This is a genomic window from Streptomyces sp. NPDC001406 (assembly GCF_042895285.1).
GTDB lineage: Bacteria > Actinomycetota > Actinomycetes > Streptomycetales > Streptomycetaceae > Streptomyces.
On sequence record NZ_JBIAWG010000007.1, the window covers coordinates 449837 to 466275 of the forward strand.

The window sequence follows — 16439 nt, forward strand, 5'->3', positions numbered from 1 at the left end:
CATTGCCGACCTGACATACTTCGGGTGTCCCGCCGCCCGTTGAGACCAGGGTCTGAATTGAATATGAGTCAACAGCCTGCCGTCGTCCGCCCCCGGGCGCGCGGAACCGAGCGCTCTGTGGCGCGTCGGGCAGAACTCATCGGCATCGGGCGGAAGTTGTTCGCCGACACGTCGTACGACGCGCTCTCCATGGACGACATCGCCCGGCAGGCGCATGTCGCCAAGGGGCTGATCTACTACTACTTCCAGTCCAAGCGCGGCTACTACCTGGCGATCATCCACGACTCCGTCGCCGACCTGGTCACCTTTGCCGCGAGCGGCCTCGAACTGGCGGCCGTGGACCGCGTCCACCGCACCATCGACAGCTATCTGCGCTACGCCGAGCACAACCAGGCCGCCTTCCGGACCATCGTCAGCGGCGGCGTCGGCTTCGACGCCGAGGTGCACGCCATCCGGGACGGTGTGCGCGAGGCGATCGTCGGCACCATAGCCGAGGGTGCCTACGGCCGCAGCGACATCGCGCCGCTGGCCCGGATGGGTCTGCTCGCCTGGGTGTGCAGCGTCGAGGGCGCCACCCTCGACTGGATGGACCACGCCGAACTCTCCCGCGACACCATGCGCGAACTGCTCGTGAAGACGCTGGGCGGAGCCCTGCGCGCCATCGAGGAGCTGGACCCGTCCTACCCGGCTCCGCAGCCCGCCCGCCGGGAGGACTGACACCGACGGGGCGGAGGCCGCCGCCTCCGCCCCGAGCCGATGGCGCCGGTGCCCGGCTAGTCGATCGCCTTGATCAGCTCACCGTTCGCGGTGTCCCCACTCAGCTCCCAGAAGAAGGTGCCGCCCAGGCCCTGCTGGTTCTTGTACGTCATCTTCGTCCCGATGGTCGACGGAGTGTCGTAACTCCACCAGTTGCTGCCGCACTTGGCGTATGCGGTACCGCCCACGGTGCCGGTCGCCGGGCACTTGGACTTGAGCACCTTGTAGTCGTCGATGCCCTGCTCGTACGTCCCGGCCGCCGGCCCGGTCGCGGTGCCGCCCGGTGCCGCCTGGGTGACGCCGGTCCAGCCGCGCCCGTAGAAGCCGATGCCCAGCAGCAGCTTCGAGGCCGGGATGCCCAGGCCCTTCAGCTTCGCGATGGTCGCCGACGTGTAGTAGTTCGCCTTCGGGATGCCGGAGTAGGAGTTCAGCGGCGAGTGCGGGGCCGTCGGGCCCGTCGGGGCCCACGCGCCGAAGTAGTCGTACGTCATCGGGTTGTACCAGTTGACGTACTGCGCCGCCCCCGCGTAGTCCGCCGCGTCGATCTTGCCGCCGCTGGTGGCGTCGGCGGTGATCGCCGCGGTGACCAGCGCGCTGCCGCCGAACTTGGAGCGCAGCGCCGCCATCAGGTTCCGGAAGGCCGCCCGGCCGCTGGTGTCACAGGTGTTGCCGCAGGCGTTCGGGTACTCCCAGTCGATGTCGATGCCGTCGAAGACACCCGCCCACTTGGAGTTCTTCACCAGGTCGTAGCAGGACTGGGCGAACGCGGCGGGGTTGCGCGCGGCCTCGCCGAAGCCGCTGGACCAGGTCCAGCCGCCGAAGGACCACAGGATCTTGAGTCCAGGGTGCTTCTTCTTCAGCTCGAGGAGCTGATTGAAGTTGCCGCGCAGCGGCTGGTCCCAGGTGTCGGCGACACCGTCCACCGACTCGGCCGCGGTGTAGGCGCGGTCGGTCGCCGCGTAGGAGTCGCCCATCGCGCACTTGCCGCCGGTGACATTGCCGAAGGCGTAGTTGATGTGGGTCAGCCGGGTGGCCGAACCGGACGTCTCGATGTTCTTGACGTAGTACTTGCGGTCGTAGGTGCCCCATTCGGTGAAGTAGCCGACGACTTTCGAGCCTGCGGCCTTCGGGGCGGCGGGGGCCGCGGCGGTGGCGGTGCCCGCGCCGGCCAGCAGTCCGGCGCCGAGGACGGCGCAGCACGCGGCGGACACGAGCGCCCGGAATCGGGTGCGGGGAGGGTGCATCGGGTGTCTCCTCGTGGGGGAGAGGGGAACGCGCGCCGATTGGCATGAACGCGGTGAAGCGTTGGTTCGAGAGATTAGGAGGACTAGACCACTTGGTCAATGGTTCGGACCAATTTCGGGTCCGTGGAAGTCCGGGGTGGACTTCTTGAAGTAAGCGGTCGTTAACTGGTGACTGGAGGTCGCTGATCGGGCATACTCACAGCGCAGAGCCGCTGGTCAGCAGCCTCCGAGACCCGGAAGCGCGCGCAGCGGCCGAACCCGTGGAAGACCAGGCGGCGCCGCCGGACCCCAGGCGCACGTCGCCGATGTGCCCGAACAGGGAGGAGACCGTCGCCATGTCCGACCGCGCCCCGCAGCCGGTGGAGCGTCAGCTGCCCACCGACGAGGCCAGGGACCTGATCTCACTCGTCCGCGACATCGCGCAGCGAGAGATCGCCCCGAGGGCGGCAGAGGAGGAGGACGCCGGACGCTTCCCCCGCGAGGTCTTCAGCCTCCTTTCGGACTCCGGCCTGCTCGGCCTGCCGTACGACTCCGAGTACGGCGGCGGCGACCAGCCGTACGAGGTCTACCTCCAGGTCCTCGAAGAGCTCGCCACGGCCCGGCTCACCGTCGGCCTCGGCGTCAGCGTGCACACCCTGTCCTGCTACGCGCTCGCCGCCTACGGAACCAAGCAGCAGCAGGTCGAGCACCTGCCCGCGATGCTGGGCGGCGGACTGCTCGGCGCGTACTGCCTCTCCGAGCCGGCCTCCGGCTCCGACGCCGCGTCCCTGCGGACCAAGGCGGTCCGGGACGGCGACGACTGGGTGATCAGCGGTACCAAGGCCTGGATCACCCACGGCGGGATCGCCGACTTCTACACCGTGATGGCCCGCACCGGCGAGGACGGCTCCCGCGGCATCTCCGCGTTCCTGGTGCCCGGGGACGCCGAGGGGCTGAGCGGCGCGCTGCCCGAGAAGAAGATGGGCATGAAGGGCTCGCCCACCGCCCAGGTCCACTTCGACGGCGTACGCGTCCCCGACGACCGGCTCATCGGCGAGGAGGGCCAGGGCTTCGCCATCGCCCTGTCCGCGCTCGACTCCGGCCGGCTCGGCATCGCGGCCTGCGCGATCGGCCTGGCCCAGTCGGCGCTGGACGAGGCGATCGCCTATGCCACCGAGCGGCGCCAGTTCGGGCACCCGATCTCCGACTTCCAGGGCCTGCGGTTCATGCTCGCCGACATGGCCACCCAGATCGAGGCGGGCCGGGCGCTGTACCTCGCGGCGGCGCGGCTGCGCGACGCGGGCCGGCCGTTCGCCAAGCAGGCGGCGATGGCCAAGCTGCACTGCACGGACACGGCGATGAAGGTGACGACGGACGCCGTGCAGATACTCGGCGGGTACGGCTACACCGCCGACTTCCCCGTCGAGCGCTATATGCGCGAGGCCAAGGTCCTGCAGATCGTCGAGGGCACGAACCAGATCCAGCGGATGGTCATCGCCCGCCATCTGGCAGGCCCCGAGAGCCGCTGAACCGGTCGGGCGACGCCGCGGGGGTGGCTCAGCGGTCCATGAGTTCGCTGAAATACCCCTGCATGACCGTGGGGGCCGCCAGTTTGATCCACTCCGGATCGTGGCGGCCCGGCAGGGTGCGTCCCCGGTCGGCCCAGGCACGCATCAGCGCGCGGTAGATGGGCGGGTCCTGGGGCTGGGGCGGCGGAACCGATCCTGCAGGCGGGGGCACGAAGAGAAGGCGCTGACGCCCGGTCCCCGAGTACGTGACGGTCATGCCTGGGCAACGCCGGGGTGGCCGGACAGGTCACCGGTGCACCGAATCGTGCGTGAGTTCACGGACGTCCGGTCGCACCTCTGGCCACCCCCAGCGGCCTGACGTACCGTCAGGCGCACTTCATCGAGGGGGTCCGCCGGTGGTTGACGACCGTCCCGTACCGCTCGACGAATACCCGGTGCACCAGGTCCCGCTGTCCATGAGACATGTGGCGACCGGTGACCGGAACGCCTACGACCGCTGCGTCTTCCCTGTCCTCGACCACGAGGGACGTGCCCTGCTCACCCTCGGCCTCGGGGTCTACCCGACGCCGGTGTGATCGACGCGTACGCGACCCTGCGCACCGGGGACACCCTGCACGCCGTACGGGCCTCGGACGCGCTCGGCGACGACCGGATGCGGCTCGCCGTCGGCCCGCCGCGCATCGAGGTCGACGAGCCCCTGCGACGGTTCCGTCCGACCTGCGAGGACTCCCTCTCGTACGACCTCACCTGGACCGCCGGCTTCCCGGCCCTGTGGGAACCCCACCACTTCCAGCGCCGGGCGGGCGGCTGAGCCTGGAGGGGCGCCGCTTCGTCCAGGCGGGCCGGGCGGAGGGCGTCGTCCGAGCGGGGGACGAGGAGTTCCGCGTCACCGCCGAGGAACGGACCGGCACCCGCGACCGCAGCTGGGGAGTGCGGCCGATCCCGGGGGAGGAGGGCGGACGGCTCGCCGAGGACCACCCGCCCGAGGGCTTCCACTGGATCTGGTGCCCCGTCCGCTTCGAGGACCAATTCCTGATGGTCGTCGTGCAGGAGGACGCCGACGGCTACCGCACCCTGAACGACGCGACACTCGTCGTCCCCGGCCATCGCGACGCCGACTCGGCTGGCCCCAGGCGGAGATCGGCCATCGCTCCGGCACCCTCCCCCAAGCTCTCAACTCCGTTCGAGCAGGGGGGACCCCCATCCCGGAGCGCGCGCTCATCCATCTCGGCGACCCGCGAGGGCCCCTGGAGCTCAAGGCGGAGATCCTGACGACGTCCCCGCTCGCCCTCGGCGCCGGCTATCCACCCGCCGACGACTGGCAGCACGGCACCTGGCGTGGCCGCGGCTGGTCGGATCGCCGTACCTACGACCTCTCGGACCCCACCGCCCATCGGCTCGCGTCCTTCGGCGTCACGGACCACGCGGCCCGCTTCACGCTCGACGGCCAAGTGGGCCACGGCATCTTCGAACACGGCTCGTTCGGGCGGCACGACCCGAGCGGCTTCACCGGATTCGACTCGGTCGCGCCCTGAGGGAGGCGGAGATGGCCACGGCACCCCGACCCCGCACCACCACCCGCGACGCCGAGGAGCTTGCCCGCCGTCTCACCAGCTGGCTCGGCACCCGGCCGCCCGGCGCCAAGGCCGTCGGGGTGACCGTCCCGGCCTCCAACGGGATGCCCAGCGAGACCCTGCTCTTCGACATCGAGCACCCCGAACCACCCTCCCCCACTCTCGGCTTCGCTCGAGCGGGCGGCACCCCCAGCGGTGCCTGCGCGTTGCGGCTCGCGGCGCTCTGGCTGGAGGCGGACCCCGGACCGCTCGGCGCGCCGTTCTTCGTCATGGAGCGGGTCGAGGGACGTGTGCCACCCGACGTCATGCCCTATACGTACGAGGGCAGTTGGCTGCACGCGGCGACCGACGCCGAGCGCGAGCACTGGAGGCGGCCGCTGTCGCGCTCCTGGCCCGACTGCACGACCAGGTCCCGGCCGGGGAAGCCGCGTTCCTCGCCCTGCCCGGCGACGGCGACGCACTCGACAAACCCGTCGCGTCCCAACGCGCCTACTACGAATGGGTCGTTGGCGGCCTGCCCCGCTCACCGCTCATCGAGGCCGCCTTCGACCGGCTGGCCGAACTGTGGCCGCACGAGCCCGGCGAACCCGTGCTCAACTGGGGCGACGCGCGCATCGGGAACGTCGTCCACGACGGCTTCGACCCCGTGGCCGTCCTCGACTGGGAGATGGCGGCACTCGCCCCGCGCGAGGTGGACCTCGGCTGGACCGTCTATCCGCACCGCTTCTTCCACGACCTCACGGTCGCCTCCTGCCAGTGCGGACTGCCCGGCCTCCTGCGCCGCGAACGCGTCGAGGAACGGTACGCGCGGCTGACCGGCCACACCCCGCGGGACATGGACTTCTACACCCTGTACGCCGCCCTGCGGCACGCGATCGTCATGCTGCGGGTCGCCTACCGCCAGGCGTACTTGTATGAGGTCGCCGTCCCGGCGGACCCGGACACACTGATCCTGCACCACGGCAGCCTGCGTGCCATGGTGCAGGGCAGCTACTGGGACTGAGCGAGGCCGTGCGCGGAGCCGGACGGCTCAGGCGGCGGCCTGGCGGCGCATCGCCTGTACGCGCATCGGGCGCGAGCCCGGGCCGCCGACGTGCGAGAAGGGCTGCGTCCGCCAGTTCAGGCCCTGGGGAAGCGTCAGCACGACGGCGGTGCCCTGCTCCTGCTGCCCGAGGGACTCCTCCGCGGGGCGGGCGTCGGCCGCGGCACGGCCCGTGCCGGCACACACCGTCAGCCCGAACGGGTTCCACGGCGAGGCGCACAGCGCGTGCTCCGGCAGGACGTCCTCGTCCGCCAGCAGGGCGATGGGCTGCGCGCAGTCCGGGCAGATCACCCGGTACATCTCGAAGGTGTCGTAGTCGTCGGCGTCCTCGGTGTCGTAGGCGTCGGGTTCGACGCCCTCCGGCTCGGGCTCGACGACCAACTGCGGGCGCTTGGGCGCGGTACGACCAGGGCGCTTGGGATTCTGCATGGGATTCTCCCCCTCGGGCTGGGCCGTGAAGGCACTGCGGCCTCGACCACAGCAAGCACTTCCCGTCCCCTCTGGGCGGTAATCACGAGTGCATCACGGAGCGCGCTCAAGCGCTGTGGTGTTCGTCACATGCCTATTGCAGGTGCCCGGTGCGGCGGGTTTGTCCCTCGGACGGCGCACAGCCTGCGCTCCAGGACATCACGAACCGGCCATGACCTGGGCTGCTCGGGTATCCGAGGAGGTCAGGCGCACTGTAGGTTCTTGCGCCATGGAGGAGCTGGACCGTCAGATCGTGCAGCTGCTCGTCAAGGACGGGCGGATGAGCTACACAGACCTGGGCAAGGCCACGGGGCTGTCCACGTCGGCCGTGCACCAGCGGGTGCGCCGGCTGGAACAGCGTGGCGTCATCCGCGGCTATGCCGCCGTCGTCGACCCCGAGGCGGTCGGGCTGCCCATGACCGCCTTCATCTCGGTGAAGCCGTTCGACCCCAGCGCCCCCGACGACATCGCGGACCGCCTCGCCGACGTCCCCGAGATCGAGGCCTGCCACAGCGTCGCGGGCGACGAGAACTACATCCTCAAGGTCCGCGTGGCCACCCCGCACGAACTGGAGGAACTGCTCGCCCGGCTGCGCTCGCTGGCGGGCGTGTCGACGCGCACGACGGTGGTGCTCTCCACGCCGTACGAGGCTCGGCCGCCGATGATCTGAGAGGCGCCCCGAGTGCGGTGCGCGTCGCCTCGCGCGAGACACTGTTCGGCATGAGTGAGCGCCCCGCCGACCCGAAGACCGTTCTGCTGCGCCGCGGGGAGGTCCACAGTCCCGCGGACCCCTTCGCCACCGCGATGGTCGTGGAGCGCGGCCAGGTGGCGTGGGTCGGTTCCGAGGGGGCTGCCGACGCCTTCGCGGACGGTGCCGACGAGGTCGTCGACCTGGACGGTGCCCTCGTCACCCCGGCCTTCAGCGACGCGCACATCCACACCACGTCCACCGGCCTGGCCCTGACCGGTCTCGACCTCTCCGGCGCGCCGTCCCTGGATGCGGCCCTGGCCCTCGTACGGGACTTCGCCGCCGCCCGCCCCGACGACCGTGTCCTGCTCGGTCACGGCTGGGACGCCGCCCGCTGGCCCGGAGGCCGCCCGCCGACGCGCGCGGAGCTCGACGAGGCCACCGGCGGACGCCCGCTGTACCTCTCCCGTATCGACGTCCACTCGGCGGTCGTCACGACGGCCCTGCTGGACCTGGTCCCCGGCCTCGTCGTCCGCGACGACGCCCCGCTCACCAGCGACGACCACCACGCCGTGCGCGCCGCCGCGCTCGGCGCCCTCGCACCGGCCCAGCGCGCCGAGGCCCAGCGGACCGCCCTCGCGCACGCCGCCTCCCTGGGTATCGGGTCCGTCCACGAGTGCGGCGGCCCCAAGATCTCGTCCGAGGACGACTTCACGAGCCTGCTGCGGCTCGCCGCCGAGATGCCAGGCCCCAGGGTCGTCGGCTACTGGGCCGAGCAGGGCGACGAGGGCGTCGCCAGGGCACGGGAACTGGGCGCGCTCGGCGCCGCGGGAGACCTGTTCGTCGACGGCGCCCTCGGCTCGCACACCGCCTGTCTGCACCAGCCGTACGCCGACGCCGGCCACACCGGCACCGCCTACCTCGACGCGGACGCCGTCGCCGCGCATGTCGTGGCCTGCACCGAGGCGGGCCTTCAGGCGGGCTTCCACGCGATCGGCGACGCCGCCGTGACCGCCGTGGTCGAGGGCGTGCGCGCCGCCGCCGACAAGCTCGGCTCGGCCCGTGTCCGCGCCGCCCGGCACCGTGTCGAGCACGCCGAGATGCTCACCCCCGAGACCATCGCCGCCTTCGCCGAGCTCGGTCTGACGGCTTCCGTGCAGCCCGCCTTCGACGCACTGTGGGGCGGCGAGGACGGCATGTACGCCCAGCGCCTGGGCGCGGAGCGGGCGCGGCTGCTGAACCCCTTCGCGGAGCTGCTGCGGGCCGGCGTCCCGCTCGCCTTCGGTTCCGACAGCCCGGTCACGCCCCTCGACCCGTGGGGCACGGTCCGTGCGGCCGCCTTCCACCGGACACCGGAGCACCGCGTCTCCGTACGCGCCGCCTTCACCGCGCACACGCGCGGCGGCTGGCGGGCCGTCGGCCGCGACGACGCGGGCGTCCTGGTGCCCGGAGCGCCCGCCGACTATGCCGTGTGGCGCACCGACGAACTGGTCGTCCAGGCCCCCGACGACCGCGTCGCCCGCTGGTCGACCGACCCTCGTTCGGGTACACCTGGCCTCCCCGATCTGACGCCGGGCAACGACCTCCCGGTCTGCCTCAGCACCGTGGTGGGCGGACGGACCGTGTTTGTACGGCCGGGCGAGTGATCTCCCGGGGTGGCGCGGTCGGGATCGGCCGCCGCCGCCCCGTCGCGCGACCTGCGCATCCTCCGCACCGACCGGGTCTTCAGGGGTGTTTTCGCAGGTCAAACGAGTGTTGACAGCCAGCCGCAGGCGGCCGGTAGGTTCGGCCGAGTCCACCACCGGACGCCCGACCGGGAACCTCCGCGCACTCGTCGCAGCGCCGCTGGGTCAGGGACGGTGTGCCGCACCGGGGCATCGTCACTGGGAGCCAGGCTCAGCGCCCGCGCCGACGAGGGAACGTTCCGGCCGGTCGGGGAGGTGTGACCCGGATGGGGCCCGGACGCTCAGTAGACAACGGCTTCAGGTCGACCCGCAGCCGGCGGGTCCCAGGTCGGCCCGAAGGGTGCCGGGCCCCCATCCGCAGCGCGCACAGTAGCCGAAAAGAGCCTTCTTACCCCGCTCTTGTGGAATCGACACCACCATACGAACGAGCTGTCACGTCGGCGCAGGCCGCGGCCACTATGGTGGGACCCCTGCGTACGACATGAAGGGGCAGCAGTGAACGACGGCGACGGGACCCTCGCGGCACAGGCCCAGGGGAGGCAGTTCGGCCCGCTCGGCACGGCCTTGGTGATCATCCCGACCTACAACGAGGCGGAGAACATCAAGTCCATCGTCGGCCGGGTCCGCAAGGCCGTCCCCGAGGCGCACGTTCTCGTGGCGGACGACAACAGCCCCGACGGCACCGGCAAGCTCGCCGACGAGCTGGCCGCCGAGGACGACCACGTCCAGGTGCTGCACCGCAAGGGCAAGGAGGGCCTCGGCGCCGCCTACCTCGCGGGCTTCCGCTGGGGCCTCGACAACGGCTACGGCGTCCTCGTCGAGATGGACGCCGACGGCTCCCACCAGCCCGAGGAACTGCCGCGCCTGCTCACCGCGCTCAAGGGCGCCGACCTCGTGCTCGGCTCGCGCTGGGTGCCCGGCGGCCGGGTCGTGAACTGGCCCAGGTCCCGCGAGTTCCTCTCGCGCGGCGGCAGCACCTACTCGCGCATCATGCTCGACGTGCCGATCCGCGATGTGACCGGCGGCTACCGCGCCTTCCGTCGCGAGACCCTGGAGGGGCTCGGGCTCGACAAGGTGGCCTCGCAGGGGTACTGCTTCCAGGTCGACCTGGCCCGGCGCGCGGTCAGGGCCGGATACCACGTCGTCGAGGTGCCGATCACGTTCGTGGAGCGGGAACTCGGTGACTCCAAGATGAGCCGTGACATCGTCGTCGAGGCCCTGTGGCGGGTCACGGCGTGGGGCCTGGGGGAGCGGGTCGGCAGGATCAAGGGCAAGGGCAAGCAGGCATAGCCCGGTCCCCGGGACCTCACAGGCCCCGCCGATCGCCCCCTTATCCCGCACTGAGCCGGGCCCAGGCACACTGGGAGCATGACGACTGGTGCTCCGACCTCTTCGCCCTCCACCCGGCCCCGGCGCTCGCGGCTGCGCAGGTTCCTGCCGCTGGGCGTGGCCGCGTGGCTGGTGCTGGAGATCTGGCTGCTGACCCTGGTCGCGAACGCGGCGGGCGGCCTCACGGTGCTCCTGCTCCTGCTCGCGAGCGTCGTCGCCGGCTCCGTGGTCATCAAACGGGCCGGCCGACGCGCCTTCAAGAGCCTCAACGAGGCGCTGCAGCGCGGCGGCTCCCCGGAGCGCGGCGGCGGCAACGGCTTCATGATGCTCGGTGGCCTGCTGCTGATGATCCCCGGCCTGATCTCCGACGCGGCCGGCCTGCTGCTTCTGATCCCCCCGGTGCAGAAGGGGCTGAGCAGCTACGCGGAGCGCACCTTCGACCGCAGGCTCCGCCGAGCCGCCCCCGGCTCGCTGGGCGACGCCTTCCAGCAGGCCCGCATCCACCGCCCCGACGGCAAGATCGTCCAGGGCGAGGTCATCAGGAACGACGGGGACGAGCCGGGCGACACAGCATGGGAGCAGCGCCCACCGCTGACGAGCTGACCTTTCCGGCTCCGGTCGGCAAATCCAGCCCGTCCGATGCTTGAGGACGAGGCCGTTCAGGCCGAAGCGGGGTCTGGCGGCGCAGCCCCCAGGGCCGGCCACCCACCACACAGCCGCAGGAAAGAACGAAACCGCGGGCGCCGTACGTCGACTTCACGTACGGCGCCCGCGGTTGCTCACGTGCGCTGTTGTCGCGGCCCAAGCCCCGCAGGGACTACGCGCTCTTGCGGCTGTCCCGAGGATGAACCGCGATGTTCATCGCCCCGGAGCGGAGCACGGCAAGGCGCTCCTCGAGGACCTCTTCGAGTTCCTCGCGGGTCCGCCGCTCCATCAGCATGTCCCAATGCGTACGCGCGGGCTTGGCCTTCTTCTCCTCAGGGCCGTCGCCGTCCACAAGGAGTGCCTGGGCACCGCAGACCTTGCACTCCCACTCCGGCGGAATCTCCGCCTCGACCGAGAAGGGCATCTCGAAGCGGTGCCCCTTCTCGCATGCGTACTCCACGGCCTGGCGCGGGGCCAGGTCGATGCCGCGGTCCGTCTCGTAGCTGGTCACCACGAGGCGCGTACCGCGAAGAGCTCGCTCACTCATGAATCGTGCCTCCCGGGCTTGTCGCCCACAGGACAGGTGTCGCTGTCGTCGTCATCCGGTCAACGTCCGGTCGGCGGTAAAGATTCCCGTTCCGTGTCCCGTTCCGGGTCGTGCGTCGCCGTCGTAGCCGCCCCTTGTTGTACCCACCGGCGCCCGGTTTGTCACATCTGCTAGCAGATGTCACCCAGCGTTTCGGCACCTTTGACGCGCAGTAACGGTACGCCTGGCAGGCCAAACGCGTACACTACCGCCCTTTCGTGTTGAGCGCTAAATCAGTACTAGATCCTTTCCGGAACCGGGTTGCCCGCGCCCTCGATCGCCCGCCGTACCGGAACCCGCGCGAGCAGCGCGAACCCGATGACGAAGAAGGCCACCAGCGAGATGATCGCAGAGCGATAGCTGCCGGTCAGCTGGTACGTCACCCCGAACAGAAGCGGGCCCAGCCAGCTCATGCCCCGATCGCTCATCTCGTAAGCGGAGAAGTACTCGGCTTCCTTGCCGGGCGGGACCAGATGGGAGAAGAGTGACCGGGACAACGCCTGGCTGCCGCCCAGCACCAGCCCGATCCCGGCGGCCAGCACGAAGAACCAGACCGGGGCCCCGGCGGGCAGGAAGTACCCGGCCCCCAGCGTGACCGTCCAGGCGACCAGCGATCCGAGGATCGTGCGCTTCGCGCCATAGGCCCGGGCCAGCCGCCCCATCGTCAGCGCGCCCGCCACCGCGAGCACCTGCACCAGGAGCACGGCCCCGATGAGCGTCGACTGCCCGAGCCCCAGCTCCTCGGAGCCGTAGACCGATGCCTGGGAGATCACCGTCTGGATGCCGTCGTTGTAGATGAGGTACGCGAGCAGGAAGGCGAGTGTCAGCGGATGCCGGCGCATGTCGCGGACGGTCGCGACGAGCTGCCGCAGCCCGGCGGAGGTGGCCCCCGCCTCCGCACCCGCTCCTGCCGCCCCCGCCGCCTTCGACCGGCGGTCGCGCAGCCGTCGCAGTGGTACGAGCGTGAAGGCGCCCCACCACAGGCCGGCCGCGGCCAGGCAGATGCGGACCGCCGTCGTCTCGGAGACGCCGAAGCTGTCGTGCGCCGAGTACAGGACGAGGTTGGCGACCAGGACCAGTGAGCCCGCCGCGTAGCCGAAGGCCCAGCCCCGCGAGGAGACCGCGTCGCGCTCCTCGGGCGGGGCGATCTGCGGCAGGTAGGCGTTGTAGAGCATCATCGCCACGGACTGCGCCGCGTTCGCGACGATCAGCAACAGCCCGCCCAGCAGATACCGGTCGCCGTCGAGGAAGAACATGCCGGTCGTCGCCGCGGCGCCGGTGTACGCGGCCGCCGCGAGCAGCGGCTTCTTACGGCCGCTGCGGTCCGCCGCGCTGCCCACCAGGGGCATCACCACGACCGCCAGGATCACCGACAGGGACACCGAATAGGCGAAGAAGGAACCCGCCCGGACCGGGATGCCCAGCGGATGTACAAAGCCGTCCGCGTCCGCCGCCGATTCGGCCACCGATGTGAGGTAGGGGCCGAGGAACACGGTCAGCACGCTCGTCGAGTAGACGGAGCACGCCCAGTCGTAGAAATACCAGCCGCGCTGCTCGCGCCGCCGTTCGACGGCCTCGTCGGACGCCCCCACCCGCACGGTCTCGGTGCTCACCCGTGCCCTCGCTTCCCCGCAGAAGTGCCGTGCGAAGGCTCGTGCCGTGCCCCGGGGCGCTCAGACCCAGACGCCCCGGTCCTCCATGACCTTGCGCAACGTGTCGATGTGATCGGTCATGATGCCATCGACTCCCAGGTCGAGCAGCCGGTGCATCCGCTCGGGTTCGTTGATCGTCCACACATGGACCTGCAGCCCGAGTGCATGGGCGGCGCGTACGAAGCGGTGGTCGACCACCGGGACGCCCGACTGCGACTCGGGCACCTGTGCGGCGACCGCCGACCGGCGCACCGCGGCGGGCAGCCCCCAGGAGCGCAGCCGCAGGCCGAGCACCCCGCGGACGCCGAACGACGTGGCGAGGCGCGGCCCGGCCAGCCGCTGGGCGCGCAGCACACGCGCCTCGGAGAAGGAGCCCACGCACACCCGGTCCCAGGCGTCGGTGCGCTCGATCAGCTCCAGCAGGGGCCGCAGGGCCGGCTCCGCCTTGGCGTCCACGTTCCAGCGCACGTCCGGGAAGGTCTCCAGCAGCTCCTCGAAGAGCGGCACCGGCTCGCGCCCCGCCACGCGCGCGTGCCGTATGTCGTCCCAGGGGAGGTCACCGATCCGGCCCGCTCCGTCGGTGACCCGGTCGAGGGTGTCGTCGTGGAAGGCGACCAGCTTGCCGTCGGCGGTGGCGTGCACATCGGTCTCGATGTACCGGTAGCCGAGTTCGACCGCGCGCCGGAACTGCGCCACGGTGTTCTCCAGGCCGTCGGCGGCCCCGCCCCGATGGGCGAAGGGAATGGGGCCGGGATGGTCGAGGTACGGGTGGCGTATGAGCGCGGTCACGGACGCAGTATCACCCTTTCGGGTGTACCGCTGGCAACGACCGCGCTGCCTTCCGATGCCGACGGGACCACGAAGACCCGCAGGAACAGCTGGGCCAGCGGGCCTATGGACAGCGCGTACAGCAGCGTGCCGACATTGACGTTCCCGCCGAGCGCGAAGCCGGTGACCACGACCGCCACCTCGATCCCGGTCCGCATCAGCCGTACGGAACGGCCCGTACGGCGGTGCAGCCCCGTCATCAGACCGTCGCGCGGGCCCGGGCCGAGGCCGGCCGAGATGTAGAGGCCGGTCGCCGCGCCGTTGAGCACGACTCCGGTGAGCAGCAGGGGAATCCGCACCGTTAGGGAGTGCGCCTCGGGGAGCAGGGCGAGCGTGCCGTCCATGGCGATGCCGACGACGAAGACATTGGAGACGGTGCCGATCCCCGGGCGCTGGCGCAGCGGGATCCACAGGAGCAGCACCGCCGCGCCCACGACGATCGACACGACGCCGATGGTCAGCCCCGTGAGCTCGGCGAGCCCCTGGTGCAGCACGTTCCAGGGCTCCAGGCCCAGGCCCGCCTCGACGAGAAGGGCGGAACTCGCGCCGTACAGCGCGAGCCCCCCGTACAACTGGATCAACCGTCGCCCGAGACGGCCCTGCGTGGACAAGACGTGCCCCCCTGGTGTGGTGGTAGTGGCCTGACGCATGACACCCTGTGGCTTGCGAAGGAACGGCATCCATGGCCAATTCGGGGAAGGTGGACTGATCTTCATGGCGCAGTGGACCTCGGCGGTGGGTGCCGCGCAGCTCGGCCGGTTGCTCACCTCTCAGCAGGAGCGCCCGGCGGGCCCGGGCACTCGCCGCCCGCCCGCCTACCGCGCGCTCGCCGACGGCATCCGGCTGCTCGTGCTGGAGGGCCGGGTACCGGTGGCCGCCCGGCTGCCCGCCGAGCGGGAACTGGCGCTCGCTCTCTCCGTGAGCCGCACCACGGTCGCGGCGGCCTACGAGGCGCTGCGCACCGAGGGCTTCCTGGAGTCACGGCGCGGCGCCGGCAGCTGGACGGCCGTACCCGCCGGGAACCCGCTGCCCGCGCGGGGCCTTGAGCCGCTGCCGCCCGAGGCGCTGGGCTCCGTCATCGACCTGGGCTGTGCCGCGCTGCCCGCCCCCGAGCCCTGGCTCACCCGGGCCGTGCAGGGCGCGCTGGAGGAGCTGCCGCCGTACGCCCACACCCATGGCGACTACCCGGCCGGACTGCCGGCCCTCCGCGCGATGATCGCCGAGCGCTACACCGCGCGCGGGATCTCCACCATGCCCGAGCAGATCATGGTGACGACCGGGGCGATGGGCGCCATCGACGCGATCTGCCATCTCTTCGCCGGCCGCGGCGAGCGCATCGCCGTCGAGTCCCCTTCCTACGCCAACATCCTCCAGCTGATGAGGGAGGCGGGCGCCCGGCTGGTGCCGGTCGCGATGGCCGAGGGGCTGTCCGGCTGGGACATGGACCGCTGGCGGCAGGTGCTGCGGGACGCCGCGCCCCGGATCGCCTATGTCGTCGCCGACTTCCACAACCCCACCGGGGCGCTGGCGGACGAGGACCAGCGGCGCCGGCTGGTGGACGCGGCCCGCTCGGCGGGCACGGTGCTCGTCGCCGACGAGACGATGAGCGAGCTGTGGCTGGACGAGGAGTTCGCGAGCGGACCGATGCCGCGCCCGGTGTGCAGCTTCGACCCGGCGGGCTCCACGGTGATCACGGTCGGCTCGGCGAGCAAGGCCTTCTGGGCGGGCATGCGCATCGGCTGGGTGCGTGCGGCACCGGATGTGATCCGCAGCCTGGTCGCCGCGCGCGCCTATGCCGACCTGGGCACCCCCGTACTGGAGCAGCTGGCCGTGAACTGGCTGTTCAGCACGGGCGGCTGGGAGCAGGCGGTCGACCTGCGGCGCGGTCAGGCCCGGGAGAACCGGGACGCGCTGGTGGCGGCGGTACGGCGGGAACTGCCCGGCTGGGAGTTCGAGGTGCCCAAGGGCGGCCTGACGCTGTGGGTGCGCGCGGGCGGTCTGTCGGGCTCGCGGCTCGCGGAGGCCGGGGAACGGGTCGGGGTCCGTGTCCCGTCCGGCCCCCGCTTCGGGGTCGACGGCGCCTTCGAGGGGTATGTGCGCCTGCCGTTCACCGTGGGGGGAGCGGTGGCCGAGGAGGCGGCGGCGCGTCTGGCCGCGGCGGCCCGGCTGGTCGAGGCCGGGGCGACCGGCGGGACCGAGCCACCGCGGACGTTCGTCGCGTAGGTCTGCGCGGTCAGGCCTGCTCGGCGGCCACGGCCTCCACCGGCACGGGCTCGGCCTCGGTCTCCACCGGCCGCGTGGGCTCGGCGTCCGCCGGCGTCGTGCGTGGGGGCAGCAGCGGTGGCCGAGGAGGCGGCGGCGCGTCTGGCCGCGGCGGCCCGGCTGGTCGAGGCCGGGGCGACCGGCGGGACCGAGCCACCGCGGACGTTCGTCG

General features: G+C 71.7%; 13 protein-coding genes and 2 pseudogenes. 9 read left to right on the top strand and 6 right to left on the bottom strand.

Going from position 1 to position 16439, the window contains the following annotated elements; translation table 11 throughout:
- Positions 1 to 57 precede the first annotated feature (57 nt).
- Positions 58 to 717 carry a TetR/AcrR family transcriptional regulator gene (locus tag ACFY1J_RS19905; protein WP_390712484.1) on the top strand — a complete coding sequence of 220 codons (660 nt, stop codon included), beginning with the start codon at positions 58 to 60 and terminating at the stop codon, positions 715 to 717.
- A gap of 56 nt (positions 718 to 773) precedes the next feature.
- On the opposite strand, the gene ACFY1J_RS19910 is transcribed toward ACFY1J_RS19905, so the two are convergent.
- Positions 774 to 2000, bottom strand: coding sequence for a glycoside hydrolase family 18 protein (locus ACFY1J_RS19910; RefSeq protein ID WP_390731588.1), 1227 nt, complete (start codon positions 1998 to 2000; stop codon positions 774 to 776).
- 335 nt (positions 2001 to 2335) lie between these two features.
- Here ACFY1J_RS19910 and ACFY1J_RS19915 point away from each other — a divergent pair, with 335 nt between their 5' ends.
- The 3 genes and pseudogenes from ACFY1J_RS19915 (at position 2336) to ACFY1J_RS19925 (ending at position 6085) form a co-directional block, all read left to right on the top strand.
- Positions 2336 to 3508, top strand: a complete 1173-nt coding sequence (locus ACFY1J_RS19915; RefSeq protein WP_390731589.1) for an acyl-CoA dehydrogenase — start codon at positions 2336 to 2338, stop codon at positions 3506 to 3508.
- A gap of 395 nt (positions 3509 to 3903) precedes the next feature.
- Positions 3904 to 5043 (top strand): annotated as a pseudogene (locus ACFY1J_RS19920) (hypothetical protein).
- Positions 5044 to 5054: 11 nt separating this feature from the next.
- Positions 5055 to 6085: pseudogene (locus ACFY1J_RS19925) on the top strand (phosphotransferase family protein).
- 27 nt (positions 6086 to 6112) lie between these two features.
- On the opposite strand, the gene ACFY1J_RS19930 reads toward ACFY1J_RS19925, so the two are convergent.
- A complete protein-coding gene (locus ACFY1J_RS19930; RefSeq protein ID WP_390712488.1) occupies positions 6113 to 6553 on the bottom strand; it encodes a hypothetical protein in 441 nt (146 codons plus the stop codon).
- A gap of 268 nt (positions 6554 to 6821) precedes the next feature.
- Between ACFY1J_RS19930 and ACFY1J_RS19935 the strand changes: the two genes are divergently transcribed.
- From ACFY1J_RS19935 to fxsA, 4 genes are all read left to right on the top strand, one after another.
- Entirely contained in the window at positions 6822 to 7262 is a 441-nt protein-coding gene (locus tag ACFY1J_RS19935; RefSeq protein ID WP_263206489.1) for an Lrp/AsnC family transcriptional regulator, read from the top strand.
- A gap of 50 nt (positions 7263 to 7312) precedes the next feature.
- Entirely contained in the window at positions 7313 to 8926 is a 1614-nt protein-coding gene (locus tag ACFY1J_RS19940; RefSeq protein ID WP_390731590.1) for an amidohydrolase, read from the top strand.
- A gap of 534 nt (positions 8927 to 9460) precedes the next feature.
- Complete coding sequence (locus ACFY1J_RS19945; protein ID WP_390712490.1) at positions 9461 to 10255, top strand: polyprenol monophosphomannose synthase; 795 nt, start codon at positions 9461 to 9463, stop codon at positions 10253 to 10255.
- 78 nt (positions 10256 to 10333) lie between these two features.
- Positions 10334 to 10897: an FxsA family membrane protein gene (gene fxsA, locus ACFY1J_RS19950; protein WP_390731591.1), complete on the top strand. Its 564-nt coding sequence runs from the start codon at positions 10334 to 10336 to the stop codon at positions 10895 to 10897.
- Positions 10898 to 11111: 214 nt separating this feature from the next.
- Here fxsA and ACFY1J_RS19955 read toward each other — a convergent pair whose 3' ends face one another.
- The 4 genes from ACFY1J_RS19955 to ACFY1J_RS19970 form a co-directional block, all read right to left on the bottom strand.
- Complete coding sequence (locus tag ACFY1J_RS19955; protein ID WP_003977404.1) at positions 11112 to 11486, bottom strand: RNA polymerase-binding protein RbpA; 375 nt, start codon at positions 11484 to 11486, stop codon at positions 11112 to 11114.
- 278 nt (positions 11487 to 11764) lie between these two features.
- On the bottom strand, positions 11765 to 13138 hold the full coding sequence (locus ACFY1J_RS19960) for an MFS transporter (RefSeq protein ID WP_390731592.1): 1374 nt from the start codon (positions 13136 to 13138) through the stop codon (positions 11765 to 11767).
- 60 nt (positions 13139 to 13198) lie between these two features.
- Positions 13199 to 13966, bottom strand: coding sequence for a glycerophosphodiester phosphodiesterase (locus ACFY1J_RS19965; RefSeq protein WP_390731593.1), 768 nt, complete (start codon positions 13964 to 13966; stop codon positions 13199 to 13201).
- On the bottom strand, positions 13963 to 14655 hold the full coding sequence (locus tag ACFY1J_RS19970) for a YitT family protein (RefSeq protein ID WP_390731594.1): 693 nt from the start codon (positions 14653 to 14655) through the stop codon (positions 13963 to 13965). Before ACFY1J_RS19970 ends, ACFY1J_RS19965 begins: the two co-directional genes overlap by 4 nt.
- 64 nt (positions 14656 to 14719) lie before the next feature.
- Between ACFY1J_RS19970 and ACFY1J_RS19975 the strand changes: the two genes are divergently transcribed.
- Positions 14720 to 16228, top strand: a complete 1509-nt coding sequence (locus ACFY1J_RS19975; RefSeq protein WP_390712494.1) for a PLP-dependent aminotransferase family protein — start codon at positions 14720 to 14722, stop codon at positions 16226 to 16228.
- The last annotated feature ends 211 nt before the right edge of the window (positions 16229 to 16439 follow it).